27 protein-coding genes are annotated in these 25,286 nt (G+C 55.9%); 8 read left to right on the top strand and 19 right to left on the bottom strand.

What is annotated here, in order from left to right:
- Window positions 1-14: 14 nt before the first annotated feature.
- Complete coding sequence (locus tag EV102420_RS08675) at window positions 15-983, bottom strand: ABC transporter substrate-binding protein (protein WP_042390997.1); 969 nt, start codon at window positions 981-983, stop codon at window positions 15-17.
- Window positions 980-1,696, bottom strand: a complete 717-nt coding sequence (locus tag EV102420_RS08670) for an ABC transporter ATP-binding protein (protein WP_042390995.1) — start codon at window positions 1,694-1,696, stop codon at window positions 980-982. Before EV102420_RS08670 ends, EV102420_RS08675 begins: the two co-directional genes overlap by 4 nt.
- Before the next feature lie 227 nt (window positions 1,697-1,923).
- On the opposite strand from EV102420_RS08670, the gene EV102420_RS08665 reads away from it, so the two are divergent.
- From EV102420_RS08665 to EV102420_RS08655, 3 genes are all read left to right on the top strand, one after another.
- A complete protein-coding gene (locus EV102420_RS08665; protein WP_042390994.1) occupies window positions 1,924-2,499 on the top strand; it encodes a flavin reductase family protein in 576 nt (191 codons plus the stop codon).
- Window positions 2,500-2,812: 313 nt separating this feature from the next.
- A complete protein-coding gene (locus tag EV102420_RS08660; protein ID WP_042390992.1) occupies window positions 2,813-3,658 on the top strand; it encodes a DUF3289 family protein in 846 nt (281 codons plus the stop codon).
- Complete coding sequence (locus EV102420_RS08655; protein ID WP_042390990.1) at window positions 3,658-4,047, top strand: DUF943 family protein; 390 nt, start codon at window positions 3,658-3,660, stop codon at window positions 4,045-4,047. Before EV102420_RS08660 ends, EV102420_RS08655 begins: the two co-directional genes overlap by 1 nt.
- A gap of 134 nt (window positions 4,048-4,181) precedes the next feature.
- On the opposite strand, the gene EV102420_RS08650 is transcribed toward EV102420_RS08655, so the two are convergent.
- The 10 genes from EV102420_RS08650 to EV102420_RS08605 form a co-directional block, all read right to left on the bottom strand.
- A complete protein-coding gene (locus EV102420_RS08650) occupies window positions 4,182-4,667 on the bottom strand; it encodes a lysozyme inhibitor LprI family protein (protein WP_052512338.1) in 486 nt (161 codons plus the stop codon).
- Window positions 4,668-4,768: 101 nt separating this feature from the next.
- Entirely contained in the window at window positions 4,769-4,999 is a 231-nt protein-coding gene (gene pptA / locus EV102420_RS08645) for a tautomerase PptA (protein WP_042390988.1), read from the bottom strand.
- A 37-nt stretch (window positions 5,000-5,036) separates the two neighbouring features.
- The gene (locus tag EV102420_RS08640; RefSeq protein ID WP_255211665.1) at window positions 5,037-5,516 is read right to left on the bottom strand and encodes a GNAT family N-acetyltransferase; all 480 of its coding nucleotides are present in this window, start codon (window positions 5,514-5,516) and stop codon (window positions 5,037-5,039) included.
- A 109-nt stretch (window positions 5,517-5,625) separates the two neighbouring features.
- Window positions 5,626-6,399: an amino acid ABC transporter ATP-binding protein gene (locus EV102420_RS08635; protein ID WP_042390986.1), complete on the bottom strand. Its 774-nt coding sequence runs from the start codon at window positions 6,397-6,399 to the stop codon at window positions 5,626-5,628.
- Window positions 6,383-7,312 (bottom strand): amino acid ABC transporter permease, encoded by a 930-nt coding sequence (locus EV102420_RS08630; protein WP_042390983.1) that lies wholly within the window; start codon window positions 7,310-7,312, stop codon window positions 6,383-6,385. The genes EV102420_RS08635 and EV102420_RS08630 overlap by 17 nt, the downstream gene beginning before the upstream one ends.
- 9 nt (window positions 7,313-7,321) lie before the next feature.
- A complete protein-coding gene (locus EV102420_RS08625; RefSeq protein WP_042390981.1) occupies window positions 7,322-7,828 on the bottom strand; it encodes a GNAT family N-acetyltransferase in 507 nt (168 codons plus the stop codon).
- A gap of 10 nt (window positions 7,829-7,838) precedes the next feature.
- Window positions 7,839-8,771 (bottom strand): ABC transporter substrate-binding protein, encoded by a 933-nt coding sequence (locus tag EV102420_RS23015; RefSeq protein WP_042390978.1) that lies wholly within the window; start codon window positions 8,769-8,771, stop codon window positions 7,839-7,841.
- A gap of 22 nt (window positions 8,772-8,793) precedes the next feature.
- Window positions 8,794-10,107 carry an LLM class flavin-dependent oxidoreductase gene (locus tag EV102420_RS23010; RefSeq protein WP_042390976.1) on the bottom strand — a complete coding sequence of 438 codons (1,314 nt, stop codon included), beginning with the start codon at window positions 10,105-10,107 and terminating at the stop codon, window positions 8,794-8,796.
- Window positions 10,108-10,124: 17 nt separating this feature from the next.
- Complete coding sequence (locus tag EV102420_RS08610) at window positions 10,125-11,240, bottom strand: amidohydrolase (RefSeq protein WP_042390974.1); 1,116 nt, start codon at window positions 11,238-11,240, stop codon at window positions 10,125-10,127.
- Window positions 11,219-12,253 carry an LLM class flavin-dependent oxidoreductase gene (locus EV102420_RS08605; RefSeq protein WP_042391156.1) on the bottom strand — a complete coding sequence of 345 codons (1,035 nt, stop codon included), beginning with the start codon at window positions 12,251-12,253 and terminating at the stop codon, window positions 11,219-11,221. The genes EV102420_RS08610 and EV102420_RS08605 overlap by 22 nt, the downstream gene beginning before the upstream one ends.
- Window positions 12,254-12,638: 385 nt before the next feature.
- On the opposite strand from EV102420_RS08605, the gene ansP reads away from it, so the two are divergent.
- Window positions 12,639-14,135, top strand: a complete 1,497-nt coding sequence (gene ansP, locus EV102420_RS08600; RefSeq protein ID WP_042390972.1) for an L-asparagine permease — start codon at window positions 12,639-12,641, stop codon at window positions 14,133-14,135.
- A gap of 63 nt (window positions 14,136-14,198) precedes the next feature.
- Here the strand turns inward: ansP and yncE are convergent, their stop codons facing one another.
- Window positions 14,199-15,260: a 7-bladed beta-propeller protein YncE gene (yncE, locus tag EV102420_RS08595; protein ID WP_042390969.1), complete on the bottom strand. Its 1,062-nt coding sequence runs from the start codon at window positions 15,258-15,260 to the stop codon at window positions 14,199-14,201.
- A 235-nt stretch (window positions 15,261-15,495) separates the two neighbouring features.
- Here yncE and pqqU point away from each other — a divergent pair, with 235 nt between their 5' ends.
- Window positions 15,496-17,604, top strand: coding sequence for a TonB-dependent receptor PqqU (gene pqqU / locus EV102420_RS08590; protein ID WP_042390968.1), 2,109 nt, complete (start codon window positions 15,496-15,498; stop codon window positions 17,602-17,604).
- Window positions 17,605-17,897: 293 nt separating this feature from the next.
- Here the strand turns inward: pqqU and nadS are convergent, their stop codons facing one another.
- The 4 genes from nadS to curA all read right to left on the bottom strand — a co-directional run bounded on the left by nadS (window position 17,898) and on the right by curA (window position 20,580).
- The gene (nadS, locus tag EV102420_RS08585; protein WP_042390966.1) at window positions 17,898-18,188 is read right to left on the bottom strand and encodes a NadS family protein; all 291 of its coding nucleotides are present in this window, start codon (window positions 18,186-18,188) and stop codon (window positions 17,898-17,900) included.
- Window positions 18,185-18,511: a type II toxin-antitoxin system RelE/ParE family toxin gene (locus EV102420_RS08580; protein ID WP_042390964.1), complete on the bottom strand. Its 327-nt coding sequence runs from the start codon at window positions 18,509-18,511 to the stop codon at window positions 18,185-18,187. The genes nadS and EV102420_RS08580 overlap by 4 nt, the downstream gene beginning before the upstream one ends.
- Before the next feature lie 115 nt (window positions 18,512-18,626).
- Window positions 18,627-19,292 (bottom strand): GntR family transcriptional regulator, encoded by a 666-nt coding sequence (locus tag EV102420_RS08575; RefSeq protein ID WP_042390962.1) that lies wholly within the window; start codon window positions 19,290-19,292, stop codon window positions 18,627-18,629.
- 250 nt (window positions 19,293-19,542) lie between these two features.
- Window positions 19,543-20,580 (bottom strand): NADPH-dependent curcumin/dihydrocurcumin reductase, encoded by a 1,038-nt coding sequence (gene curA / locus EV102420_RS08570; protein ID WP_042390960.1) that lies wholly within the window; start codon window positions 20,578-20,580, stop codon window positions 19,543-19,545.
- 129 nt (window positions 20,581-20,709) lie between these two features.
- On the opposite strand from curA, the gene EV102420_RS08565 reads away from it, so the two are divergent.
- Together EV102420_RS08565 and EV102420_RS08560 are read left to right on the top strand one after the other, a co-directional pair.
- Complete coding sequence (locus EV102420_RS08565; protein WP_042390959.1) at window positions 20,710-21,228, top strand: GNAT family N-acetyltransferase; 519 nt, start codon at window positions 20,710-20,712, stop codon at window positions 21,226-21,228.
- A complete protein-coding gene (locus EV102420_RS08560) occupies window positions 21,225-21,674 on the top strand; it encodes a DMT family transporter (RefSeq protein ID WP_042390958.1) in 450 nt (149 codons plus the stop codon). The genes EV102420_RS08565 and EV102420_RS08560 overlap by 4 nt, the downstream gene beginning before the upstream one ends.
- Window positions 21,675-21,773: 99 nt before the next feature.
- On the opposite strand, the gene EV102420_RS08555 is transcribed toward EV102420_RS08560, so the two are convergent.
- Both EV102420_RS08555 and EV102420_RS08550 read right to left on the bottom strand, forming a co-directional pair.
- Window positions 21,774-22,007 (bottom strand): DUF2526 family protein, encoded by a 234-nt coding sequence (locus tag EV102420_RS08555; protein WP_042390956.1) that lies wholly within the window; start codon window positions 22,005-22,007, stop codon window positions 21,774-21,776.
- 17 nt (window positions 22,008-22,024) lie between these two features.
- On the bottom strand, window positions 22,025-23,623 hold the full coding sequence (locus tag EV102420_RS08550) for an ABC transporter substrate-binding protein (protein WP_042391153.1): 1,599 nt from the start codon (window positions 23,621-23,623) through the stop codon (window positions 22,025-22,027).
- Between the two features lie 292 nt (window positions 23,624-23,915).
- On the opposite strand from EV102420_RS08550, the gene EV102420_RS08545 reads away from it, so the two are divergent.
- On the top strand, window positions 23,916-25,283 hold the full coding sequence (locus EV102420_RS08545) for an SrfA family protein (RefSeq protein WP_042390954.1): 1,368 nt from the start codon (window positions 23,916-23,918) through the stop codon (window positions 25,281-25,283).
- The last annotated feature ends 3 nt before the right edge of the window (window positions 25,284-25,286 follow it).

Below are 25,286 nucleotides of genomic sequence, written 5' to 3'. Positions count from 1 at the left end.
CCCCCGCCGGGTGATTACTGCGCGAAAAGCGTGTTAAAGCGTTTCAGTACATCGCTGCGCTCGCTGTTGCCGTCGTTGGTGGTCGGCAGAATTTTCAGCTCGTTAAGCAGCGGACGCTTAGCGGTAACGTCAGTGCGGGCTGGCATCAGCCAGGCATCGGCGACCAGCGCCTGCCCTTCTGGCGAGAGCACGTAGTCAATGAAGGCTTTAGCATCGTCGGCATGCTGCGTGGTTTTCAAGATCATCATCGGGCGCGGGGCAATCACCGTTCCGCTCGCCGGGAAGATCACCTTCAGCGATTCACCCTGAGCGATATTGCCGTAAGAGACATAGTCCACCGCACCAAACACGGCGGCCTTTGCACCCTGCATAACCGGCGTTACCGCCTGGGCGTTAGGTCCACTCACCACCATGCCGTTCTGCTTCAGCTGCTCAAACAGCTTCCATGCCTCATCACCCATGCCGTTTTGCAGGCCGATCAGCAGATCGAGGGATGCACCGGAGAGCGCCGGGTCAGGCGTGGTGACTTTATCTTTAAAGTCTGCGGAGGTGAGATCCTGCCACTCTTTTGGCTCAGGCGTACCGCTCTTGCTGTTCCAGACGATACCCAGCGCCGAGATACCCTGGGCAACATAGTCGCTGGTTTTAAGATTAGCAGGCACCTTTTCCGCATTCTGGCTTTGATACGGCAGCAGCCAGCCACGGTTGTGCAGGTCTTCCGCCGTATCCCATGACGCAGAGATAAGAATATCCGCCTGCGGATTGGCCTGCTCGGCCTCCAGGCGCGCCATTACCTTCCCCGTGGTGGCTTGAAAGATATCGACCTTGACGCCGGTTTTCTTCTCATAGCCCGCCGCGAGGCCTTTCGCCAGCGATCCTGGGCCAGCGGTATAGACAGTCAGCGCCTGCGCGCTGGAGACGCTTATTGCAGACAGTGCCATGGTTAATGCAACTCCTTTTATTACAGACGTCACTGCTTTCATGATAAAGCTCCATTGTATGTTGTAACTAATGTATTCGTAACGAAATCAGTTGCCGCCACGCGACCCGCTGAGAGATGCACAATACGGTCGGCAATCAATTCCGCTTCCCGGCGATCGTGGGTAACATAGATCGCCGTGGTGCCGGATTGGCGCAGGATCCGCGACATCTCGAGGCACAGCGACTCTCGTAGTTCACTGTCGAGATTGGAGAGTGGCTCATCAAAGAGCAGGACCCGAGGCTGAGCGACGATAGCGCGTGCCAAGGCCACCCTCTGCTGCTGCCCGCCAGAGAGCCCAGACGGTTTACGTTCGGCAAACTCAGACAGCCCTACTCTCGCCAGGGCCTCGGCGACGCGGACATCACGCTCGGCACGCGGCAGGTTACGCATTTTGAGGGGAAAGGCGACGTTCTGCGCCACGGACATATGTGGCCACAGCGCATAGTCCTGGAAGACCATGCCGATATCGCGCGCCTCTGGGGGCAGCGCCCAGCCCGCCTTTGCGACCTGCCGTTCGCCGAACCAGATCTCCCCTTCCGCAGGGTGCGTCAGCCCGGCCAGCAGGCGTAAAAGCGTGCTTTTGCCGCAGCCGGATGGCCCGAGCAGGGCTACGATGCTGCCGGGTTCAATATGCAGATCGATCTGATGAAGAACGGTATGGTTGGCAAAGGCGTACGAAACACCTTCGAGACGAATACGGGTAAGTGCGTGCATTATCGCCCCCCTGCTACAGGAAGCCGACAACGCCCCGTCCCTGAATGCAGACGGGCCGCACTCACCTGTACAAAAGACAGGGGAGCAAACATATTGTTATCCTCTTTGGGACTTAGTTGCTGGCGACTATAGGCAGGCTTTGTGACGATGCGATGACGTATTTGTTGCGGCTTGATTTAATCCGTCATGCAGCCTTTAATGCAGCAAGGTCACAATAAGGAGTCACAATGAGCTATTTTCGCCCCGTTGCGCTGGAGCACGCCAGTCGCCTGCTAAATCATGGCCCAACCGTGCTGATCACCAGCCGGGACGACCAGATCGATCGTCGCAACATCATGGCGGCGGCATGGTCGATGCCGGTGGAGTTCTCCCCGCCGCGCATTGCCATCGTGATCGATAAGAGCGCCTGGTCGCGGGAGCTGATTGAGCGCAGCGGCATGTTCGGCATCGTGGTTCCCGGCGTTGCGGCCAAAAACTGGACCTACGCAGTGGGGAGCGTTACCGGACGCGATGAGGATAAATTCAACTGCTACGGTATTCCGGTCATCTCAGGCCCGGTGTTAGGCCTGCCGGTGGTTGAGGAGCGCTGCCTGGCGTGGATGGAGTGCCGTCTCCTCCCCGCCACCGCCGCGCAGGAGAAGTACGATACCCTATTTGGCGAGGTGGTCGCCGCTGCGGCCGACGAACGCGCGTTTATTAACGGACGCTGGCAGTTTGATGATGACAAGCTTAATACCCTGCACCACCTGGGCGGCGGAACCTTTGTCACCAGCGGTAAGCAGATGAGCGTGAACGACAAGTAAAGACGTGCTCCCTGCCGGTAATGGCAGGGAGCGCGAACCACATGCTGTAGCCCGTTTTTTTGCTCAAATCTTCCATCTGAAGGATGTCCTATGATTTCTAAACTCAGACCCTCTATTTACGAATCATCTTGATAATATTTTTTACATTATTGGTATTTTAACTTATATAATGGAACGCAGACCAGTGGCTGCGCCTCATCTGTACAATCACCACAGCACTGATGACAGGTTAGCGTTAAATGATGATCTATTGCACATATTTATGGTCATTGTATGATGGATTGATATGACGCTAAGTAAAGGATGACATTATATGACTAATGCTGTATTTCCACAGACAATATTTATGACCCAGCGGCCATTTAACGATTATGGTGCAGATGATATGCGTTATGGAGATATCTCCGAAGGTAGACTCAAACGAGAATTTGGATTAAACAATATATCAAATATAGTTGATCCCTATACACTAACTCGTCTGACAACATTTGATAACCCGCAGTCGAGATTCGCAGGAGTTTATGGTGGCATTCATCGAGGCGGAACAATAAGTGTTCAAGACTGTGCCCGATTATTATTTGAGGAAATGCAGAAAACATCCTTGCCTTACTCCTTGGTAGGCCCCTATCGTTATTTGATTAACCAGATGTTGAAACATTTTCAGCGTTCAACAGGTACACCTTTTAGTGATTCTCAACTCAATGCTGCTTACAGTCAAAAAATTCAATCCGACTATAATACAAAGAGTGCAAGTATCGTATTCCAGAAAACATTTGGATCATTTATTGATTATGAAAATAAATGCTTTCCCCAAGAGCGATTAAAAGATGTTACATCTGCAATAGGTGGCTCTATACTCCCTAAGTTTGATTCTCCATTTATAGACAAAATAAATGGAATGGGTATAACCATTCATGATGTTTATGCAACAAAAATAGATGTTATTAGCCTTGAGGTAAATGAACGAGACTGGAAAGCAAGCGTCAAATTTTCAGGCCAAGATCATTTTGGTCTTGACATTGACGACATACGAAAAAAGAAATTCTACCAATTTAAATTTTTCCAAATATGGTTTGTCTTGCAACGATTTAATAAATTTGGTTTTCGTCCATTTTTTACAAATTTAGAGGCTGTCATTAATATACAGGGGAATCGCTGATGCGTTCGTTAGCTATTGCAACTCTAGCGATACTGCTAGGCTGCACCTATTATTTTTTTATTAGAGATCAAAAGGTTACAGTAATCAACAGTTATTATGACGGTAGCACTGCGCGAATTATCGTAGATTCCCTACCCTTTACTGACGCGAAAAAAATTGATTGGTGGCAAGATAACCAAGAGAAAATAAGACGGAAGTATCATATTCCTGCTGGCACTCAAGGTCCATTTCTCATAACGATATACGCCTTTGGGGAAGGATATCAAGAGGAAGGCAAAGAAGATCGTCTCTGCTTTCCTAATGTTGAGCCACCACGTAACTGCATTGATAAGAATATATTGATGATGATTTGGCGAACCAGGGAAGGAACAGTCAAGTATAATTTTTAATCAATTGATGGCGGTTGGACACTTTTTTATTTTAATCCAACCGCAATAACGTCATGAAGAACAAGATAATAGTGGCAGTTGCATTAAACCCAAAAAAAATCTCGAGCAATTAAATAGATAAGAGCAAACCACTCTTAACGTTTTGAATAGATTATCTTCCATCCGTCCGAAAGATCAGGGTGAATCATTTTGATTTCTTCTAACCGTCTTTTCGCCAAGTTAATCTGGCAACTTAATACTACCGCCCCATAGCCATCAATTCCCTCAGATCCCGTACTAGCGGTCTTACAATACTCACTACGATACTTAAGCCATAGTTCTTGACTATGTACAAAGGATTGCTTCATTTCTTCACGTCGATCTTTTTCTCCCATCCACCACCGGGTGTAGTCGAAAGTTGATATCTCTTTTAGTTTATCTTCATAAGCGTCATTTAATTCCTTTTCGCTCCGCTTATTAACCACATTCAAACACTCGTTGTCTATATCACCGCTCTTATCTATACAGGCGTCAACATCGCTATTTTTAATTATGCTTGAACTGGTGGATTCCGCGGAGGTGTTGATAGTAAGTGCCGATAGGATCGCACCAATAACATACGGCAAGTAATATTTATTCACTTTATCAACCTCCCTATCCTCACATTATCCCTTAATCAATCGCCGCTTAATGGAGTTCGGCTTGTACAGCATTACCTGCCCCGAAGGGCAGGAAGCACAAACTACATGCTATAGCCCGGCTTTTTGATCAGCGCTTCCATCTGTGGGGCGATCTCGGTGTCCCACACCTGCTCCTTCCAGTTTTCAGGTTGAACCTGACTCAGGGCAACGCTCACCGACTCCTCTTTGCTGTTGAGATGACGGACAATCGCAGCGGTAATATCGTCCGCCAGGGCGGTTTTCTGCTCGTCGGTCAGGTCGCGGGGGAAACATTTAATATCGATATGCGGCATAGCAAACTCCTCGTTTATTAAGCGTATGGCTGGGCTGTTAACCCAGCACTTTATTCATATTGATGCCGGTTACGTTAAAACCGTTATTCTCATAAACCCGTCTGGCCTGCGGATTTCCGGCAGCCACGCGTAGTTTAATCTGCTTACAGCCCTCTTCCACCAGGCGCAGCTCAAGCTGCTTCATGGCCTCGCTACCAAAACCTTGCCCGCGGAACGCCGGGAAAAGATAGAAGTCGTTAATGAAGGCGGAGTGTAACTGCGGATCCGGCTTGTACCAGAGGTAGCCGATGTGATGTTCTTGGTCAGGCGCACTCAGAATAATGCAGAGGAGTATTTGATCAGAGGTTTTCTCCGCGTCGGGGAAGCTGGCTTCCAGCTCGCGACGCGCCTGCACAAGGGCATCTTCTTCAGGGAGTCGATAGTTGCTGACGATCTCGGCAGCATAATCCGGAATAAAGTAGTCAACAAATGCCTGAAATTCTCGGTTAGTTGGGGATCGGAACGTTATCACTTTCACACACGCTTAACCTTCTAAAAAGCATTTTTACCATTATTCATCATGTAGATATTTTAATCCACAGGGCAATCAGCAACAACGCCAGTTGCCCCCGTTGCATACTGGCTCCTTAAAGCACCTTTGATAAGAACTGCTGAGTCCGAGGATGCTGCGGACGGTTTAACACCGCCTCGCTGCTGCCCTGCTCGACAATCTTCCCGTCCACCATAAAGACCACCTTGTCCGCCACTTCACGGGCAAAGCCAATCTCATGGGTGACCACCACCAGGGTAGTACCGGAACGGGCGAGGGTTTTGATGACGTCGAGCACCTCGCCCACCAGCTCAGGATCGAGGGCCGAGGTGGGTTCATCAAACAGCATAACCCGTGGACGCAGCGCCAGCGCGCGGGCGATGGCGATACGCTGCTGCTGACCGCCGGAGAGGTGGCGCGACCAGGCGTCGGCCTTATTGCGCAGGCCGACGACGTCCAGCAGTTCATACGCTCGCTCAACGGCGGCTTTGCGGCTGAGCTGCTTGTGAGCGATAGGCGCTTCAATCAGATTTTCCAGCACCGTCAGATGCGGAAAGAGATTGAAGTTCTGGAAGACGTAGCCGACGTTGATGCGCTGGCGCAGGATCTCTTTCTCTTTAAGTTCGTAGAGCCGGTCACCTTCCCGGCGATAGCCTATGTAATCTCCGTCGATCTGGATAAAGCCTTCATCTACCCGCTCCAGATGATTAATAGCCCGCAGCAGCGTCGATTTACCCGAGCCGGAGGGGCCGAGGATCACCGTCACCGATCCAGGGGGCAGCTCCAGCGAGACGCCGTCCAGCGCCTTGTGGCGACCAAAGTATTTGCTGACGCCGGTAATTGAGATGTGACCATTATGAGAGAGGGGCATGGACAGGCTCCTGAGCGTTAACAGGGGTTGCAGGGGAAGATACGCGGGAAACACGCGGCGCGGCATTAATGGCCGAACGGCGCTCGCTGCGGGCCAGGGCGCGTTCTACAAGGTGCTGAATGATCGACAGCACGCTGGTGATCGCCAGATACCATACCGCCCCAACCATCAGGAGGGGTATCACCTCCTGAGTGCGGTTGTAGATCATCTGAATGGTGTAGAACAGCTCCGGCATCGCCAGCACGTAAACCATCGCCGTTCCCTTGGCGAGGCTGATGATCTCATTAAAACCCGACGGCAGAATGGTGCGCAGCGCCTGGGGCAGAATAATGCGCAGGGTGCGCCGCCACGCCGGTAGGCCGAGGGCGGCGGCAGCCTCGTACTGACCATGATCGACCCCTAAAAAACCGCCGCGAATAATCTCAGCGGTGTAGGCACTCTGAACCAGCGTCAGCCCTACCACCGCCGTTGAAAACTGCCCAAGCACGTTGATGGTCTCAAACTGCCCCCAGCTAATGGCGGTGAAAGGAATACCGATGGTCAGCGTGTCGTAGAGATAGGAGAAGTTGTAGAGAATAATCAGCACCACAATCAGCGGCAGGGAGCGAAAAAGCCAGATGTACCCCCAGGCGAGGCTGCTCAGCAGCCAGGAAGACGACAGACGCGCCAGCGCCAGCAGGCCACCGATAATCACGCTGAGCACCGTTCCCAGCAGGGTCAGCAGCAGCGTCTGGCCTACGCCATAAAGGATCGCCGGATCGAAGAACCAGCGGGCAAACACGTGCCACTCCCAACGCGGATTAAAGGCAACGGACTGGACCACTATCGCTAGCACAAACAGCGCGACAAACGCGCCTGCGGTGCGCAGCGGATAGCGGGCGGGGATCACTTTAATGGTTTCAGGTGTGGTCATCTTTTTTCCTCAGGCTGAATGGCGCAGAGCAACGTCCAGCGTTTTGCTAAAACGCAGCCGTCCGTCATAGGGCGGCAGGCTGTACTCCTCCGGATCGCGGTGCAGATCGAAGTGGGCTTCATACCCCAGGCTCAGGTAGAGCTTGACCGCCTCCGGCTGACGAAAGCCGGTGGTGAGGAAGATCCGCCGATAGCCAGCAAGAGAGGCCCGCTGCTCCAGGGCCTGCATCATGCGCCCGGCCAGCCCCTGCTGACGCAGGGTGCGCTGGGTCCAGATACGCTTGATCTCTGCCGTCTGCTCATCGAGCGGCTTGTAGGCCCCGGTGGCAATAATCTCCCCGTCCCGCTCAAGAACTAAAAACAGTCCCTGGGGTGGGAGATACCACTCGTTCAGCTCTACCTCCGCGTCTTTGGAGAAGTAGTCCCCGTAGCGGGCGGCGTATTCGCCAAACAGTCCCTCGATAATCGGTTGCAGCTCGGGGGCATCCATCGGGACATCACGAAAACGTTCGCGCATGGCTCTCTCCTTAGTCACCCAGGCCTTCCGGGTTGATCTCCGAGGTGGAGATGCGCTCCACCCCTTCACCCCAGCGGGCCAGCACCTTGTCGTAGTCACCGCTTTTGATCGCACCGTTAAGCGCGGTCTGCACCGGCGCCACCAGCCCACTGCCCTTTTTCAGCGTTACCGCAATGTGCGCCGCCTTTGGCCAGCCGCCGTCAACGCTTCCCACCAGCTTAGTCTTGTTCGTTAGCGCAGCCTTCCACGCCCCAATCACGTTCGGCCCGAAAAAGGCGTCGGCACGGCCGGACTGGATCGCCAGCGTTTGGGCTGCATCATCCTTGGTATAGACCGGCGTGAACGGCTTCAGCCCTTTCTGCTGGTTGGCCTTGTCCCACGCCAGCAGGATCGCCTCCTGGTTGGTTCCCGATCCCACAATGATCCGCAGCCCGGCAATATCGTCGGCTTTCTCAATGGATTTGATCGGGCTGGTCGACTTTACGTAGAAGCCCAGCGAATCTTTGCGGTAGGTGGCAAAGTCGAACTTCGCTTTACGCTCTTTGGTGACGGTAATATTGCTGATGGCGGCGTCATACTTGCCGGACGAGACGCCCAGGGGCCAATCCTCCCACGAGGTCGGCACGACGTTGAGCTCAAGGCCAAGGCTGTCCGCCACCAGTCGGGCAATATCCACCTCGCTGCCCAACAGCGTTTTATTGTCATCGGAGAAGACCGTCAGCGGAGGAGAGTTCAACGCGGCCACCGCCACGGTAAACTTGCCCGGCTGGGCGAAGCGGTAGCCCTGAGGCAGCTCCGCCACCGCCTGAGCATTTTTGGCAGTATGAATCGGCGCTTTGTTGGCCTCAAGACTCACGCCGGTGCCGTTAATGGTAACGCTGTCAGCCCACGCCAGCGGCGTAATGGCGAGTGAAATAGCCAGAAGTAGCGTTGATTTCTGCATAGCGTATTCCCTTATTACATTATTATTTTATAAATTGATTATCAGGAACGGATAAACCCAGCGTCTCGCGCAGCGTAGTGCCGGGATAGTCGGTACGGAACAGGCCCCGCGCCTGAAGGATGGGCACTACCCGATCCACAACGTGGGCAAAGCTCTCCGGCGTACCGCCCTGGATGATAAATCCGTCGGCGGCCCGCTCCTCAAACCAGTACTGGAGACCGTCGGCCACCTGCTCCGGGGTGCCGGCAAAGCGTGGCCGCGGCGAGGCGCTCTCCAGCGCTACCTGGCGCAGGGTCAGATTCCGCTCCCGGGCATTACGCTTGATCTCATCGGTAGTGCTGCGAAAGCTGTTCTGGCCTAAATCGCCCACGTCCGGGAAAGGCTCGTCGAGAGGATACTGGCCAAAATCATGGTGCTCAAAGTAGCGACCAAGGTAGTTCAGAGCATCGTTTATCGACACCAGCGCGGCGGTGGTCTGGTACTGCGCCTCGACGTCGGCGTCATTGTCCCCAACGATAATACTCACCCCCTGGAATATCTTGAGATCCTCAGCCTGGCGATGATGAGCCTCCAGTTGCTGCTTGACGTCGCGATAGAAGGCTTTGGCCTCCTCCAGAGTGTCATGGTGGGTAAAAATGGCGTCGGCGTGGCGGGCAGCGAGCTTTTTGCCATCGTCTGAGGCTCCGGCCTGGAAAATAATGGGGCGATGCTGCGGCGTACGACCAATATTGAGCGGCCCGGCCACCTGGAAAAACGCCCCGCTGTGGTTGAGCGTATGCAGCTTCTGCGGTTCGAAAAACTGCCCGCTCTCTTTGTTACGCACAAAGGCGTCCTCTTCCCAGGAGTCCCACAGCCCTTTCACTACGTCCAGGTACTCATCGGCAATGCGGTAGCGCAGGGCGTGTTCCGGGTGCTTGTCACGGGAGAAGTTTTTCGCCGAGCCTTCCAGCGGCGAGGTCACCACGTTCCACCCTGCCCGGCCATTGCTGAGGTGATCGAGACTGGCAAACTGGCGCGCGACGGTAAAGGGCTCGCTGTAGGAGGTAGAGAGCGTCCCCACCAGCCCAAGATGGGTGGTCAGGCTGGCCAGCGCAGAGAGTACGGTCAGCGGCTCGAAGCGGTTCAAGAAATGCGGAATCGATTTCTCATTGATGTACAGGCCGTCGGCCACAAACAGAAAATCCAGCTTCCCCTGTTCAGCTTTACGGGCGGTCTCTTTGACAAATTCAAAGTTGATGCTGGCATCGGCCACGGCGGCCGGATGACGCCAGGCAGACATATTTCCCGATGCGCCCTGCAAAATCGTGCCCAGCCGTAACTGTCGTGTAGTCGCCATAAGTTATCCTCTTAGGGTTACAGTAACGCTTTTTCAGCCAGCAGCGCAAAGTAGCGCGCCGCGCCTTCAAGCAATGCTTCGTTGGGGTTAAACGCCGGGTGATGCAGGCCAAACTCGCTGGCGCTGCCGATGCTGACAAACGCACCGGGAATATGTTGCAGGTAGACGGCAAAATCCTCCCCGCCCATATGCAGCCCGGCGTGCTGCGTCTCATACCCGTGCCAGTCAGCGACGTCACGGGCGAAGGCGGCCCAATGCTCATCGTTAACCAGCGCCGTCGGACCGTCGTACCAGCTAACGCTAATCTCCGCCCCAAACGCCTGACCCAGCCCGGCGGCAATTTCGTTTACGCGCCTCTTCACCTGCTGCTGAACCGCAACGTCGTGGGTGCGCAGGGTGCCCTCCAGCTCGACCGTCTCCGGCAGCACGTTCCAGGTATTGCCTCCGGCGATCCGCGTCACGCTGAGCACCACCGAATCAAGGGTGTTAACGTTGCGGCTGGCAACGCTCTGCAAAGCGTTGACGAGCTGGCTTGCCAGCAGGATGGCGTCGTTGCCCTCATGCGGGCGGGCAGCATGTGCCCCCTTGCCCTTAACGCCAATGACAAAGCGATCGACGTTGGCGTAGAACGGGCCGCCGCGTGTAGCAAAGACGCCCACCGGCAGGCCAGGTTCGTTATGCATGCCGAAGATCGCGCTGACGCCATTCAGGACGCCTGCCTTAATCAACCGTTTCGCGCCGCCAAAGTTCTCTTCGGCGGGCTGGAACAGGATGCGCACCCTGCCCGCCAGCCGGTGCTCGTTCTCCTTGAGCAGCAGCGCCGTGCCAAGCATCACGCTGGTGTGCACGTCATGGCCGCAGGCATGCATGATCCCGGCGTTTTTCGAGCTAAACGGCACGCCGCTGGCCTCGTCGATAGGCAGAGCATCAATATCACCGCGCAATGCAATAATCTTTTCGCCGCTGCCGATCTCTACCACCACGCCGGTGGGCAGATCGTAAGGCAACAGCCGTAGCCCGGCGTTTTCCAGCCACTGGCGGATCCGCCGCGTTGTCTCAAACTCCTGCAACGACAGCTCCGGATACTGATGAAGCTCGCGTCGCCACTCAATCAGCTGTTGTGCAAACTGCATTCTGCCTCCTCCGTCACGTGCTTCTCCTGCGACCACGCCTCCGCCAGCAGGCGCAGGGAGTTAATTCGCGCCGCGCCGCCGGTAATCGGCGTGTCGATAATAAATTCGTCAATGCCCCATGCATGGTGCAGCGCGTTCAGCCCGGCCAGCACCGTCTGCGCCGTGCCCACCAGCGCCGAAGATTCACGGCGAGCAATCTGCTTCGCCGGGCTGCCCGCCTGACGGGCAAACGCCTGGGCCTGCTCCTGGCTAGCGACCGTCACGCGCTGACCGTTCTCCAGCTCCACGCCCCACAGCTCAATCTCCTGGGCCAGCGCCTGTGCTTCAGCATCGCTGTCGGCCACAATCGCCTGCACCGCCACCAGCGTGCTGCGCTGGCTATGAGCCTGCCAGGCCGTGAGCACGTCGCGCAGCAGGGCTTTATCGCCGTTCAGGTGAGCAGCAAAGACAAAGTTCCAGTCGAGGGTGGCGGCCAGGCGGGCGCTCTCGACGCTCGCCCCGAGGAGAAAGCCGTCGGCGCGGTGAGGTGGCACCGGCGTTGCCAGCAGGCTCTCCTGCTGGCGATCGTTCACGGAGAGCGAAAGCCAGTTGTCGAGCTGCGCCAGTTTGTCGGCAAAGGTGCCGGCGCGTTCCTGATCCAGCCCCTGCTGGAGCGCGCGGGTGGAGAGCGGCAGGCCGCCGGGCGCTTTGCCGACGCCAAGATCGATACGTCCCGGTGCCAGCGTAGCGAGAAGGTTAAAGTTTTCCGCGACCTTGTAGGGACTGTAGTGTTGCAGCATGACGCCGCCGGAGCCGACGCGGATACGCCGGGTCTGGCCGACGATCCACGCAATCACCAGCTCCGGTGATGGGCTGGCCAGCTGCGGGGTGTTGTGATGTTCAGCGATCCAGAAGCGGTGATAGCCCCACGCCTCGGCCAGCTGCGCCAGGTGCAGGGTGCGGGCCAGCGCCTCCGTGGCCGTTTCGCCGTCGGCGATGGGGCTTTTATCCAGCAGACTAATTCGATATGACATGCGTACGCTCAGATGAGGAAACATGTCCCTATTAGTAAGAGGTCAGGAAACAGCTGTGAAACAATTAATTTACATTTAATTAGCTAAAAAGTGGCTAAGTCGCGGCTCTCGTGCCTCCTCTCTAACTGAACCCTTTTCCAGCGGCTGAATCGTATCGACATTGCCCCTCATCCGACCACACAAATTCACGCGACAGCGCTCAATTTTCGCTGGGTATCTTTTGCGTCGCTTATCAATTGCAGGTAGGATGCTGCGCCATGTTTCGTCTTATCTATGCGCAAAATAGCGGGAAAGACAGCATATTTATTCGCCAGAGCAAACGTTTGTTTCGCCCTGGCCGGATGAAAACATCCTCGATGATTCAGACAGGTCAACAGGTAACGCAATGAAAAACAGCAACAACAGCGCAGCAGAGCATCAGGCTGCAAAACGCCGCTGGCTTAACTCGCACGAAGAGGGGTACAAGCAAGCGATGGGTAACCGTCAGGTGCAGATGATTGCTATCGGCGGTGCGATTGGTACAGGGTTATTTCTCGGCGCGGGCGCACGCCTGCAGATGGCAGGCCCTTCGCTCGCCATCGTCTATCTGGTTTGTGGCATCTTCTCTTTCTTTATTCTCCGCGCGCTTGGCGAGCTGGTACTGCACCGCCCCTCCAGCGGCAGCTTCGTCTCCTACGCCCGTGAGTTCCTGGGTGAGAAAGCGGCGTTCGTTGCCGGCTGGATGTACTTCATCAACTGGGCGATGACCGGCATCGTGGATATCACCGCCGTTGCGCTCTATATGCACTACTGGGGCGCGTTTGGTGACGTGCCGCAGTGGGTCTTCGCCCTTGGCGCACTGGCTATCGTCGGCACCATGAACATGATCGGCGTGAAGTGGTTCGCCGAAATGGAGTTCTGGTTTGCGCTGGTGAAGGTGCTGGCCATCGTGGTTTTCCTGGTCGTGGGGACTATCTTCCTCGGCACCGGCAAACCGCTGGACGGCGGCACCACCGGTTTCCACCTGATTACCGATAACGGCGGCTTCTTCCCGCACGGCCTGCTGCCTGCGCTGGTGCTGGTCCAGGGCGTAGTCTTCGCCTTCGCCTCTATCGAACTGGTGGGTACGGCGGCGGGCGAATGTAAAGATCCGCAGACCATGGTACCGAAAGCCATTAACAGCGTGATCTGGCGTATCGGCCTGTTCTATGTGGGCTCCGTGGTCCTGCTGGTGCTGCTGCTGCCGTGGAACGCCTATCAGGCTGGGCAGAGCCCGTTCGTGACCTTCTTCAGCAAGCTGGGCGTGCCTTACATTGGCGACGTGATGAACATGGTGGTGCTGACCGCCGCGCTCTCCAGCCTGAACTCGGGCCTCTACTCCACGGGCCGTATTCTGCGCTCCATGTCGATGGGCGGCTCTGCTCCGAAGTTCATGTCCAAAATGAGCAAGCAGCATGTTCCCTACGCGGGCATCCTGGCAACGCTGGCAATTTACGTCTTCGGCGTGGTGCTGAACTATCTGGTTCCGGCCAGCGTGTTTGAGATCGTGCTGAACGTGGCCGCGCTGGGCATCATCGCCTCGTGGGCGTTTATCGTGGTGTGCCAGATGCGCCTGCGTAAGGCCATTAAAGAGGGCAAAACCGCTGACGTCAGCTTCAAGCTGCCGGGCGCGCCGGTCACCTCCTGGCTGACGCTGCTGTTCCTGCTGAGCGTGCTGGTGCTGATGGCGTTCGACTATCCCAACGGAACCTATACCATCGCCTCGATTCCGGTGATTGCGGTCCTGCTGGTCGTAGGCTGGTATGGCGTGCGTAAGCGGGTGCAGGAGATCCACAGCGCCGCGCCAGTGCATGTGGAAGAGACGGCGGAAAGCGCCGTGCTGGTTGAGAAGACCTCCAGCTAAGTCCTTCTAAAGAACGTTTTTAAACAATGCCCGGCAATCCTGTCGGGCATTTTTTATTCACTCTTACAGCGCAATACGGATCACATCATCCGGATCGGTCGCCTCTTTCTCGCGGGTTGAGGCCTGCTTCACGCTCACGTAGAGCGTTTTACCATCGGCAGAGAGCGCCAGGCTGTTCGGGTAGGTCGGCGTATCAAAGCTCTTCACCACCTTATAGCTTTTCGCATCGATAACGCTCACCTTGCCCGCCTTGCGGTGGGTAACGTAGGCTTCGTTGCGGGCCGGGTTAAACAGCACGGCCAGCGACTCCGGGGCAGCAACCTTCGCCAGCACCTTGCCATCGCGCAGATTGACCACCAGCACCTCCGCCTGCTTTGAGTCGGTAATAAACGCCCGCTGTCCAGCAGTGTCGAGGCTCAGGTTGAGATAGAAATGCTCTTTACCATCGTCGAGGACCTTCTGACGGGAGAGGATTTTATTGCTGCTGGTATCGATAGTAATCAGCTCGCCGTCGCCGTTAGTGGTATAGAGGCGTTTTGCCGCCGCATCGATAGCCAGCCCGGTGCTAAAGGTGCCCGTATCGGCGATCGTGTTTTTCAGCTTCAGCGTTTCGCCATCGACGGCCCAGATCACGCTCTCCTTACCGATGCCGGTGATATAAACGGTATTGGTGGTTTCATCCACCGCCAGCTCACGTGGCTGCAATGGGCGCACCGTTTCGGAACGCTGGCGATCGTCCAGTACCAGGCGGCCTTTTACCTCGCCCGTTTTGGCGTCAACGGCAGTCACCGCGCTATTGGTGGTGTTACCGAACCACAGCGTCTGGGTTTGATTGTTGATAGTCGCACCAAACGGCTTGAGATCGTTGTGGATGGCCTGGGTGATATCCAGCGTTACAGGGTCGAGACGGTAGATCACGCCTCCCTTATCCATCTTGCGGCTCTGGGTCGTGGCGACCCACAGGGCATTCTCCTGCTGGCTGAACGCCATTTCGTATGCGCCCTTACCCACCGGTTTACGCAGCATCTCCTCCGCCGCGCTAGCGTTAAATGTCCCCGCCAGCAGCAGTGAACCGAGGAACAGAGAACCACGCAGGCGCGGCGAGCTTAATTGACGTAAAAACATGACGACTCCCTTTGATTAACACATTCGCGTGTTGAGAATGAGAATAATAATCATTAATTAATAAAATGTGGAGTCTTTCTTGCGAGGTCGTCCATAATCTTCATACTTCCTTCATACACACTTGGATACACCACTTAACACTACGTGCCGTTAACGTTTTCATAATTTTTACAAAAACAGTAACATGTGCACACATGTTCCATTTGGTTCGTTTTTTATTTAACCGGTTCCTTTAATGAAAATCATTGCTATCACGCACGCTACCCTCCCTTTTCTGCTGCTGCCAGCCGCCTGCGGCTCTGCTTTTGCCGCTGATGAGCAGACTCTGATCGTCAGCGCTACGCCGCAGACCGTGTCCGAGCTGGATACGCCCGCCGCCGTCAGCGTGGTCAACGGGGAAGAGATGCGTCATGCCGCCCCGCGCATTAACCTCTCCGAGTCACTGACCGGCGTGCCGGGGCTACAGATCCAGAATCGCCAGAACTATGCGCAGGATCTGCAGCTCTCTATGCGTGGCTTTGGCTCCCGCTCTACCTACGGCGTGCGCGGCATCCGCATGTACGTCGACGGTATCCCGGCGACCATGCCGGACGGCCAGGGGCAGACCTCCAATATCGATCTCAACAGCGTCGAGAGCGTTGAAGTGCTGCGTGGCCCCTTCTCTGCCCTGTACGGTAACGCCTCCGGCGGCGTGGTTAACGTCACGACCGAAACCGGCCAGCAGCCGACGACCATCGAAGCCAGCAGCTACTACGGCAGCTATGGTAGCTGGCGCTACGGCCTGAAAGCCACCGGTGCAACCGGAGACGGTACGCAGGCAGGCGACGTGGATTACACCGTCTCCTCTACCCGCTTTATTACCAGCGGCTATCGCGACCACAGCGGCGCACGTAAGAATCTCGCCAACGCTAAACTCGGCGTGCGTATCAATGACGTCAGCAAGCTGAGCCTGATCTTTAACAGCGTCGATATCAAAGCAGACGATCCGGGCGGCCTGACCCAGCAGGAGTGGAAGCAGGATCCACACCAGGCTCCGCGTGCCGACCAGTACAACACCCGCAAAACCATCAAGCAGACCCAGGCCGGGCTACGCTACGAGCGCCAGCTGAGCGAGCAGGATGACCTCAGCGTGATGATGTACGCGGGCGAGCGTGAAACGACTCAGTACCAGTCCATTCCGCGTGCGCCGCAGCTCAATCCGACCCATGCGGGCGGGGTGATCGACCTCAGCCGTCACTATCAGGGGATCGACACCCGCTGGACCCACCGTGGCGAGCTGCTGGTGCCGGTGACCATTACCACTGGCCTGAACTATGAAAACATGAGCGAAGATCGGAAAGGTTTTGAGAACTTCGTGATGAATAACGGCACGCCGGATTACGGTCAGAAAGGGAACCTGCGCCGCAACGAGCGCAACCTGATGTGGAATGCGGATCCCTACATGCAGTCGCGCTGGCAGCTGACCGACAAGCTCTCGCTGGACGCCGGGGTGCGCTACAGCTCGGTGTGGTTTGACTCCAACGACCACTACGTCACCGCCGCTAACGGCGACGACAGCGGCGAAGCCAGCTACCACGAGTGGCTCCCGGCCGGTGCGCTGAAGTATGCCGTGACCGATGCGTGGAACGTCTACGCCGCCGCAGGCCGTGGCTTCGAGACGCCGACCATCAACGAGCTCTCCTACCGGGCCAATAACCAGAGCGGCCTGAACTTCAATCTCAAGCCGTCGACCAACGACACCTATGAGATCGGCAGCAAGACCCGCGTCGGCAACGGCCTGTTCACCGCAGCGCTGTTCCAGACCATGACCAATGATGAGATCGTAACCGATACCAGCAGCGGCGGACGCACCACCTACAAAAACGCTGGGAAAACCCGTCGTCAGGGCGCTGAGCTCTCCCTTGACCAGCAGTTTGCTGGCGACTGGCGGGTAAAAATGGCGTGGACCTATCTGGACGCGACCTACCGCACCAACGTCTGCGGGGATGACAACTGCAACGGCAATCGGATGCCGGGCATCGCGCGCAACATGGGCTTTGCCTCCCTCGGCTACGTGCCGGAGAGCGGCTGGTACGCGGGGGCAGATATGCGTTACATGAGCGACATTGAAGCCAACGATGAGAACACGGCGAAAGCACCGTCCTATACCACCGTGGGTCTGAACACCGGGTACAAGTTCAACTACAACAACTGGATGCTGGACGTGTTTGGCCGGGTGGATAACCTGTTCGACAAAGAGTATGTCGGATCGGTCATCGTTAACGAGTCCAATGGTCGCTATTACGAACCGGCTCCGGGTCGTAACTACGGCGTAGGCCTCTCGGTAGCGTACCGCTTCGAGTAAAGCGTTAGCCTTTCTGCTGATGCCCGGTAGCCAAACGCTGCCGGGCATTTTTATTTTAGGCCTTTGTCAGCGGCTTCAGACAGAATGCAGGTTTAAAAACATACCCTCTCCTTGCCCAAGCAACATGTTAGCGCCCAACTGCGCATAAAAGGGTTATCGGCAACGGAGAAAGGTAATTAACGCGATTGGCAGGAAGAATAGTAAAAGTGTGATGGAGGTGCTTCCCTGAGGCAAATTCACCAGGGAAGCCGTTATAAGGCGCGATGAAGATGCTCTCAGGAGATTATCTTTAGTCAGACCTGCTGGAAAAGCAGAAGCATATCAGGATGCTTCTCAATGATACGTAGCATCTTCAGGCTGGGACCATTAGGGATGCGCTTATGCTGCTCCCAGCTTTGAACAAGAGAAGGTGATACGCCTACCGCTTGTGCAAATTCATCCTGTTTCAGCCCCGCGCTGGCGCGGATAGCTTTTACATCTGGAATGGGATAGGAGGTAACGCGAGCTGGTTTCATTTCGCCCCGACGAATAGCGACAGCCTGCTGCATGCTTTCTACTAACTCGTTAAACATATCGTCTTTCATTTCGCGGCCTCTATGAGTTCTGCAAACTTTTTCATTACTGCTTTTTGGGCGTCAGTCAGATTTTCCTGTTCTGACTTAGGATAAGCGTAAAGTAAATGGATCTCGCCATCGGTCGTCAGGTAATAGTAAATCACCCGAATACCGCCACTCTTACCCTTTGCTGGCAAAGCCCAGCGAATTTTACGGCATCCCCCCGTATGGGAAATAGTGGGTCCTGCCGTTGGGTCTGTCAGTAGATGAGCCTGAAATTTCTGATACTCATCAGGCGTGAGCAAATCGTTTATCCATCGCTCAAAAATAGGTGTTTCAATAAAATGAAGCATTTCCTTTTGCTCGGTAGTACATGGTATGAGTTAAAGATACTCGCACCACGTACCACTTGCAAGAGTGAGTTGAATCGAAACCCTTCGATGATGCCCCTCAGTAACGACAGACGGGCTAAAGTGCCTCGTTATACTGATGCTGAACAATGTTTACGCCCATATCAATTACGCAGAGAATTGACCGCTGGCTGGCCTCGCTGTCGCCCCGCTCCAGGGCGTCTAACAGATCGGCATAGTCATGGTGCCCATTGGCCAGCTCTTCAGACGCGGGATAAAGATGGTTGAAGCACGGGCCAATGCGCACCCACAGCTGCTCGATCAGTGAGAGCAGCGTGGGCATCTCAGCATATTCGTACAGTCGAAAGCGAAAGCTGCGGTTAGCCTGCAATGCCTGCTCCACGTTCGCGCCGAGTCGGGCTTCGTTAAAGGTTTTGGCCAACAGCCGCAGCTGGCGAAGTTTTTCATCAGTCATTTTGCTGCAGGCGGCACTGACGGCCATCGATTCCAGCCGCTTACGGATTTCGGTTATTTCACGGTGGGTCTGCTGGCTTACTTCCGGAACCAGAAAGGCCTGAGCCGGCGTCGCATGCAACGCGCCCGCCGAGACCAAACGCAGTAGCGCCTCGCGTACCGGTGTAATGCTGGTTCCAAGCTGGTCGGCAATCTCCTTGGTGATCAGGCGTGCGCCGGGCTTCAGCGCCCCGACGATTAACGCGTTCTTTAAACTTACTTCAACCTGCTGAGTGAGGCTCAGACGCTGCGCCTTTTCCAAATCAAGCATATTCATGTCCTGTCGAATACTTATTACTTTTCACCTATTCGTGTGAATTTTCCCACACGAACCCTAAGATATAGTAGGTAGAGAGTTGCCTGGTATTGGAATAACGCAAAACGTTAGAACTAAAAGTTATTTATTATGCAGATTAATATACACCAACGGAACATGCCGCTCCGCTGGTGTAGCTATGCTTAATTAAAGACAACGTTTAATGAAATTGCATGATTTTTTGTACAATTTTTTCACCGCTGCTCTATTTATCCTCAGCTACGCGAATAACGAGTTTGCCAAAGTTCTTGCCTTCCAGCAGGCCAATAAAGGCTTCCGGCGCATTTTCCAGGCCATCCACAATCTGTTCGCGATAGTGAATTTTGCCTTCCTGAACCCATTTCCCCATCTCCTGCTGGAACTCGTCGATGCGGTGACCATAGTCCTGGGTAATGATAAAGCCCTGCATGCGGATACGCTTTTTCAAAATCGTGCCCATTAGCAACGGCAGGCGATCCGGTCCCGGCGGCAGGTCGGTGGCGTTATAGCCGCTGATCAGGCCACACACCGGCACGCGGGCGCCGGTATTCAGCAGCGGCAGCACCGCGTCAAACACCTTGCCCCCAACGTTTTCATAATAGACATCGATCCCCTGCGGGCAGGCATTTTTTAGCTGTTCGGCAAAGTCATCGGCGTGATGATCGATACAGGCGTCGAAGCCCAGCGTCTCCACGGCGTGACGGCACTTCTCTGCGCCACCGGCGACGCCTACCACCCGCAGGCCTTTAAGCTTGCCAATCTGGCCGACCGTCGCGCCCACCGGGCCCGTTGCCGCCGCGACCACCAGCGTCTCGCCCTCTTTAGGCTGACCAATGTCCAGCAGCCCCATGTAGGCGGTAAAGCCGGGCATCCCCAGCACGCCCAGCGCCCAGGACGGGTGCTCCAGGCTCTTGTCGAGCTTAACCAGCCCCTCCCCATTAGATACGGCATACGCCTGCCAGCCGTCGTAGCCCAGTACCCAGTCGCCTTCGGCATAGTCCGGATGCTGCGAGGTAACGACCTGGCTCACCGTGCCGCCGCACATGACGTCGCCGATATTCACCGGATCGGCATAGGAGGGTTCATCACTCATCCGACCGCGCATATACGGGTCGAGAGAGAGGTAGACGGTGCGCAGCAGCAGCTGACCGGACGTTGGCGTGGGGATCTCGCTCTCTTCGAGACGAAAGTTTTCAGCAACTGGCGCGCCTTTCGGGCGGGAAGCCAGCAGCCACTGGCGGTTACGCTGTTGTTCTTGACTCACAGTAGTCTCCTTCGACGGTTAAACATCCTTTCAGCGTAGCGTCTTACGCCTCTCTTTGCTTTGACATTCTGCGTCATGTAATAGTATTCATAACAGACTATCCCGTGCATATTCTCTGAGGTTTTAAGCATGACTATCCGCTACGCGGGCAAAGACGACTGCGCCGCCATTGCCACGATCTACAACCACGCCGTTCTGCATACCGCCGCTATCTGGAACGACCAGACCGTTGACGCTGACAACCGCATCGCCTGGTTTGAGGCCCGCACCCTGATGGGGTATCCGGTGCTGGTCAGCGAAGAGAACGGTGAGATCACCGGCTATGCGGCGTTCGGCGACTGGCGCGCTTTCGACGGTTTTCGCCACACGGTAGAGCACTCGGTGTACGTTCACCCGGAACATCAGGGTAAAGGCCTGGGCCAGGCGCTGATGGTTAGGCTGATTGAGGAGGCAAAACGCATCGGCAAGCACGTGATGATCGCCGGGATCGAGTCGCAGAATGCGGCCTCTATCCACCTGCATGAGAAGCTGGGCTTTGTCACCACCGCGCAGATGCCGCAGGTGGGCACCAAGTTTGGTCGCTGGCTTGACCTCACCTTTATGCAGCTGCAGCTGGATAACCGTAGCGAACCGGATGTCATCGCATGAATCAGTCGTTAACCCTGCTGTTTCTGGCGGCGGCAGGTGTCGGGCTGGTGGTACAAAATACGCTGATGGTGCGTATCACCCAGTCCTCCTCCACCGTGTTGATCGCTATGCTGCTCAACTCGCTGGTGGGTATTGTGCTGTTTGTTTCGATTCTGCTGATGAAGTATGGCCTGGCCGGGTTTAGCGAACTGGCGGCAACGGTGCGCTGGTGGACGCTGATCCCCGGCCTGCTCGGATCGTTTTTTGTCTTTGCCAGCATCAGCGGGTATCAATACGTTGGTGCGGCCACCACTATCGCGGTGCTGGTAGCGAGCCAGCTGATCGGCGGACTGGTGATGGATCTGGTTAAAAGCCACGGCGTGCCATTGCGGGCGCTGGTGGGCCCCGTATGCGGCGCGGTATTGCTGGTGATTGGTGCGTGGTTAGTGGCCAGACGCCAGTGGTAGATGAATTGCCCGGTGGCGCTACGCTTACCGGGCCTACAAACTGCACCGTGCATGACGTAGGCCGGGCAAGCGTCAGCGCCGCCCGGCGTTTACAATGGCTTAGAGGATAGTCCCATTTTTGGTGAGCTGTTCGCGGCGTGCCTCTACCTCTTCCTGATGGTGCCGTCCATGGTGGGCGATGGTGTTACGCAGGCGCTGCTGCTGGGTATAGCGATCTTCCCGGCTCAGCTCAGGGTCATTGCTGAGCTCGACCAGCAGCTCATTCATATGCGCAATCACGCTCTCCTTGATAGCGGCATCCACGCGCGTGACAACCTCTTCCAAATGCGACATATCCTCTCCTGTGTCTGTTAATTCAGTTTAGCTTTTGAGAAATCACTGCCCATCAGGCTAACGCTATACCCGGTTACGTTGCTGCGGGTGGCATAGAAGGTTTTACCGTTCGCCAGCGCAATCCACGGAGCCTGCTGGTAGAACACCTCTTGCGCCTGGGCGTACAGCCCGGCGCGTTCTTCTGGTACGGAGGTCAGCTTCGCCTTTTTCACCAGCCCGTCATAGGTTTTATCACACCAGCGGGCGGCGTTCGAGCCGGTTTCGATGCTATCACAGCCCAGCAGCACGTCGGCAAAGTTGTCTGGATCGCCGTTGTCGGACATCCAGCCAAACAGCGCGCTGTCATGCTCGCCTTTGCGCATGCCGGAGAGGTATTCGCCCCACTCGTAGGAGACAATCTTCGCCTTCACGCCTACCTTCGCCCAGTCGCTCTGGATCATCTCGGCAATACGCTTCGAGTTCGGGTTGTAAGGACGCTGTACCGGCATTGACCACAGCGTGACCTCTGCGCCCTTCTCCAGGCCCGCCTGCTTCAGCAGCGCCTTGGCCTTCTCTGGATCGTAAGCGTAATCCTTAAGGTCTTTATTAAAGCCGAGCATGTTTGGCGGCAGCGGCGATTTCGCTACCGTGCCGGAGCCCAGGAAGACGGCGTTAACAATAGCCTTTTTATCGGTGGCATAGTTCAGCGCCTGGCGCACCAGCACGTTATCAAACGGTTTTTTCTCGGTATTAAACGCGAGATAGCCGACGTTCAATGCATCTACTGAATGCAGGGCCAGATCTTTATTCTTTTTGATCACGTCGAACTGAACCGGGGACGGCGCAGGAATAATCTGGCACTCGTTGGTTTGCAGCTTCGCCAGCCGCGTCTCCACGTTGGGGGTGATAGAGAAGATCAGGTGCTTCGTCGGCACCTCACCGTCCCAGTAGTTCGGGTTAGCAATATAGCGGATCAGCGCGTCACGCTTATACTGCTGCAGTGCATACGGCCCGGTGCCGATTGGCCAGGTATCGACGTTCTCAGGGGTGCCCTTTTTCAGCATGGCATCCGCGTATTCTGCCGAAAGGATAGAAGCAAAATCCATGCCCCAGTCGGCAAGGAACGCGGCGTTCGGCTCGTTCAACACGAACTGGACGTGGTAATCATCGACCTTTTTGACGTCTTTGATCAGCTTGTCGAGGCCGACATCGTTGAAGTATTCATAGTTGCCCTGAGAGACGCTGTGATAAGGGTGGTTAGCGTCTTTCTGACGCATCACCGAGAAGATCACATCATCGGCATTAAAGTCGCGGGTCGGCTTGAAGTATTTATTGCTGTTAAATTTAACCCCCTGACGCAGGGTAAAGGTGTAGGTCTTACCGTCCGGGGAGATAGTCCAGCTGGTCGCCAGCGACGGCACCGGGGTATTTTTTACCGGGTCGAAGTTGATCAGGCGGTTATACAGCGTCTGTGAGCTGGCGACGAAGCTCGGGCCAGAGCTGGCGATCTGTGGGTTAAAGGATTCCGGAGAGGCTTCAGAGCAGTAAATAAGGGTATCGTTAGATGCCGCCCATGCCGCGCTTGCAGGCAGAAGCGTGCTGAGCGCCAGCGCGAGCAGCGTTTTACCCGTAGACAGTTTTCCTGAAAACATAATTAAAACCTTATTATTTTATTAAAACGTGATCTCAGCATAGCAGTGAAAATCTGGCAAATAACGAATCACTATCAGGTTATGCCAAAGCAGCTGATTTTGCTGATTTCTTCGCCTTTCCCCACCGTTAAGTTTGCCTTAAGTCGTTTCGTAAACGTCAAGCAAAAAGCGCCCGCGCAATGCCACGAGAATTCACCGCTTTTAGCCTCTCTTCCACCGTTTGCTTGCTATTACATCTCGTAAAGTAGAGGCGTGAAGAAGTCTATGGGATGAAAACGTGGCAAAAACTCTCTTGCGCAGCGGCGATCTGGATGATTTTCAGGCCGTTGGCGGTGGCGGCCAGGCCGTCTTTGATTCGGCATTGCAAATTCGTGAAGCATTACGTCTGCGTAAGCAGCAGGCGATGGTGGACTGCCTCGCCATACCGCAGATTAACGACGACGGCGATCGCGTGGACTGGTACTCTCCGGTCGAAGGCCGGGCGGTAAGCTGGAAGGCGGCGGACGACGAGTCCCGCTTCCGCGCCCTGCGTTTTCTGGAAAGCACGCTCGACAGCGCCGCGGCCCTGAGCCGGAAAAGCCTGCAGTCGCCGAAAACCGCCCAGCAGCTGTTTGGCTCCCTGCTGGCGAAAGCGCTGCAGTTTCCCGGCGTGAACCACGTGTTCCTGGTGGATGGCAAACCGGTGATTACTTTCTGGGGCTTTGTTGATCTGAACGAGAGCGCCCGCGAGGACGTGCTCGCCTGCCTGCGGGAAGAGGAGCCGCCAGCCCCGATCATCGAGATGCCGCAAGAGAACGACGCTGAAGAGGAAGCCCCTGCCGTGGCGACCTTCAGCCAAGCCGATGAACCGCTGCTGGCCGCCGTGCCGGAGATGACGACTCAACAGCCTCCCGAACCGCCGCAGCCTGAACCCGCGCCCGCGCCGGTTGTTCCTCCTGCCGCCGTTGACGCGGCGCCTGTTCCCGCTAAGCGCCGCGTTGGCCTGTGGGCGCTGCCGGTGGCCGCCGTGGTGGTCGCTGCCGTGGCTGCCCCGCTGCTCTGGCCGCATCAGCCCGCAGAGCCTGAATCAACGCCCGCCATTAAAACAGCCGCCGCGCAGCCCGCTGCGCGGCAGACCATTGCGCCTGCCCCGGTCGAGGCTGAGCCTGCGCCGGTGCTTACGGCTTCGCTGCCGCTGCATCAGGCGGAAGTGGTGGCGGCCAAAGCAGCGCCTGCCCCGGTGGTAGAGAAAGCCAGCGAACCGACCATCACCGCTATCCCAAAAGATGCGCTGGTGATGGATGCCAACCAGGTTAAAGCGGGCAGCACCCGTTTTCTTAACGGCAGCTGGCGCGTGATGCTGGATATCAAAGACGAAGTGACCGGCAAGCCGCCTACGCTGCGCTTCCAGATCCAGAATAATAAAGGCACCGCCCGCCTGGTGCAGGGTAATAATATTGTCTGTCGGTCCGAGATCTTCTCTGGCCTGCACGACACCGGCGTACTGATGATCAAAAGCCGCGGTCACGCGCGCTGCAGCGACGGCTCTCGCTACCCGATGCCGGAGATCTCCTGCACCGCAGGCACCAGCGACGTTGCCCAGTGCAGCGCCCGGTATGATGCCAAAACCATTGTCCCGTTGACGTTCAGAAAAACAGGTTCCTGATTT

It is taken from the genome of Pseudescherichia vulneris NBRC 102420 (assembly GCF_000759795.1).
GTDB lineage: Bacteria > Pseudomonadota > Gammaproteobacteria > Enterobacterales > Enterobacteriaceae > Pseudescherichia > Pseudescherichia vulneris.
Note: the sequence above shows the minus strand (reverse complement) of the source record. Positions and strands in the feature narration are given on the sequence as shown.

What these genes read in the sequence shown, in the direction of transcription:
- EV102420_RS08675 (WP_042390997.1), bottom strand. Translation starts at nt 983, where the DNA reads ATGAAAGCAGTGACGTCTGTAATAAAAGGAGTTGCATTAACCATGGCA.
- EV102420_RS08670 (WP_042390995.1), bottom strand. Translation starts at nt 1,696, where the DNA reads ATGCACGCACTTACCCGTATTCGTCTCGAAGGTGTTTCGTACGCCTTT.
- EV102420_RS08665 (WP_042390994.1), top strand. Translation starts at nt 1,924, where the DNA reads ATGAGCTATTTTCGCCCCGTTGCGCTGGAGCACGCCAGTCGCCTGCTA.
- EV102420_RS08660 (WP_042390992.1), top strand. Translation starts at nt 2,813, where the DNA reads ATGACTAATGCTGTATTTCCACAGACAATATTTATGACCCAGCGGCCA.
- EV102420_RS08655 (WP_042390990.1), top strand. Translation starts at nt 3,658, where the DNA reads ATGCGTTCGTTAGCTATTGCAACTCTAGCGATACTGCTAGGCTGCACC.
- pptA (WP_042390988.1), bottom strand. Translation starts at nt 4,999, where the DNA reads ATGCCGCATATCGATATTAAATGTTTCCCCCGCGACCTGACCGACGAG.
- EV102420_RS08635 (WP_042390986.1), bottom strand. Translation starts at nt 6,399, where the DNA reads ATGCCCCTCTCTCATAATGGTCACATCTCAATTACCGGCGTCAGCAAA.
- EV102420_RS08630 (WP_042390983.1), bottom strand. Translation starts at nt 7,312, where the DNA reads ATGACCACACCTGAAACCATTAAAGTGATCCCCGCCCGCTATCCGCTG.
- EV102420_RS08625 (WP_042390981.1), bottom strand. Translation starts at nt 7,828, where the DNA reads ATGCGCGAACGTTTTCGTGATGTCCCGATGGATGCCCCCGAGCTGCAA.
- EV102420_RS23015 (WP_042390978.1), bottom strand. Translation starts at nt 8,771, where the DNA reads ATGCAGAAATCAACGCTACTTCTGGCTATTTCACTCGCCATTACGCCG.
- EV102420_RS23010 (WP_042390976.1), bottom strand. Translation starts at nt 10,107, where the DNA reads ATGGCGACTACACGACAGTTACGGCTGGGCACGATTTTGCAGGGCGCA.
- EV102420_RS08610 (WP_042390974.1), bottom strand. Translation starts at nt 11,240, where the DNA reads ATGCAGTTTGCACAACAGCTGATTGAGTGGCGACGCGAGCTTCATCAG.
- EV102420_RS08605 (WP_042391156.1), bottom strand. Translation starts at nt 12,253, where the DNA reads ATGTCATATCGAATTAGTCTGCTGGATAAAAGCCCCATCGCCGACGGC.
- ansP (WP_042390972.1), top strand. Translation starts at nt 12,639, where the DNA reads ATGAAAAACAGCAACAACAGCGCAGCAGAGCATCAGGCTGCAAAACGC.
- yncE (WP_042390969.1), bottom strand. Translation starts at nt 15,260, where the DNA reads ATGTTTTTACGTCAATTAAGCTCGCCGCGCCTGCGTGGTTCTCTGTTC.
- pqqU (WP_042390968.1), top strand. Translation starts at nt 15,496, where the DNA reads ATGAAAATCATTGCTATCACGCACGCTACCCTCCCTTTTCTGCTGCTG.
- nadS (WP_042390966.1), bottom strand. Translation starts at nt 18,188, where the DNA reads ATGAAAGACGATATGTTTAACGAGTTAGTAGAAAGCATGCAGCAGGCT.
- EV102420_RS08580 (WP_042390964.1), bottom strand. Translation starts at nt 18,511, where the DNA reads ATGCTTCATTTTATTGAAACACCTATTTTTGAGCGATGGATAAACGAT.
- EV102420_RS08575 (WP_042390962.1), bottom strand. Translation starts at nt 19,292, where the DNA reads ATGCTTGATTTGGAAAAGGCGCAGCGTCTGAGCCTCACTCAGCAGGTT.
- EV102420_RS08565 (WP_042390959.1), top strand. Translation starts at nt 20,710, where the DNA reads ATGACTATCCGCTACGCGGGCAAAGACGACTGCGCCGCCATTGCCACG.
- EV102420_RS08560 (WP_042390958.1), top strand. Translation starts at nt 21,225, where the DNA reads ATGAATCAGTCGTTAACCCTGCTGTTTCTGGCGGCGGCAGGTGTCGGG.
- EV102420_RS08555 (WP_042390956.1), bottom strand. Translation starts at nt 22,007, where the DNA reads ATGTCGCATTTGGAAGAGGTTGTCACGCGCGTGGATGCCGCTATCAAG.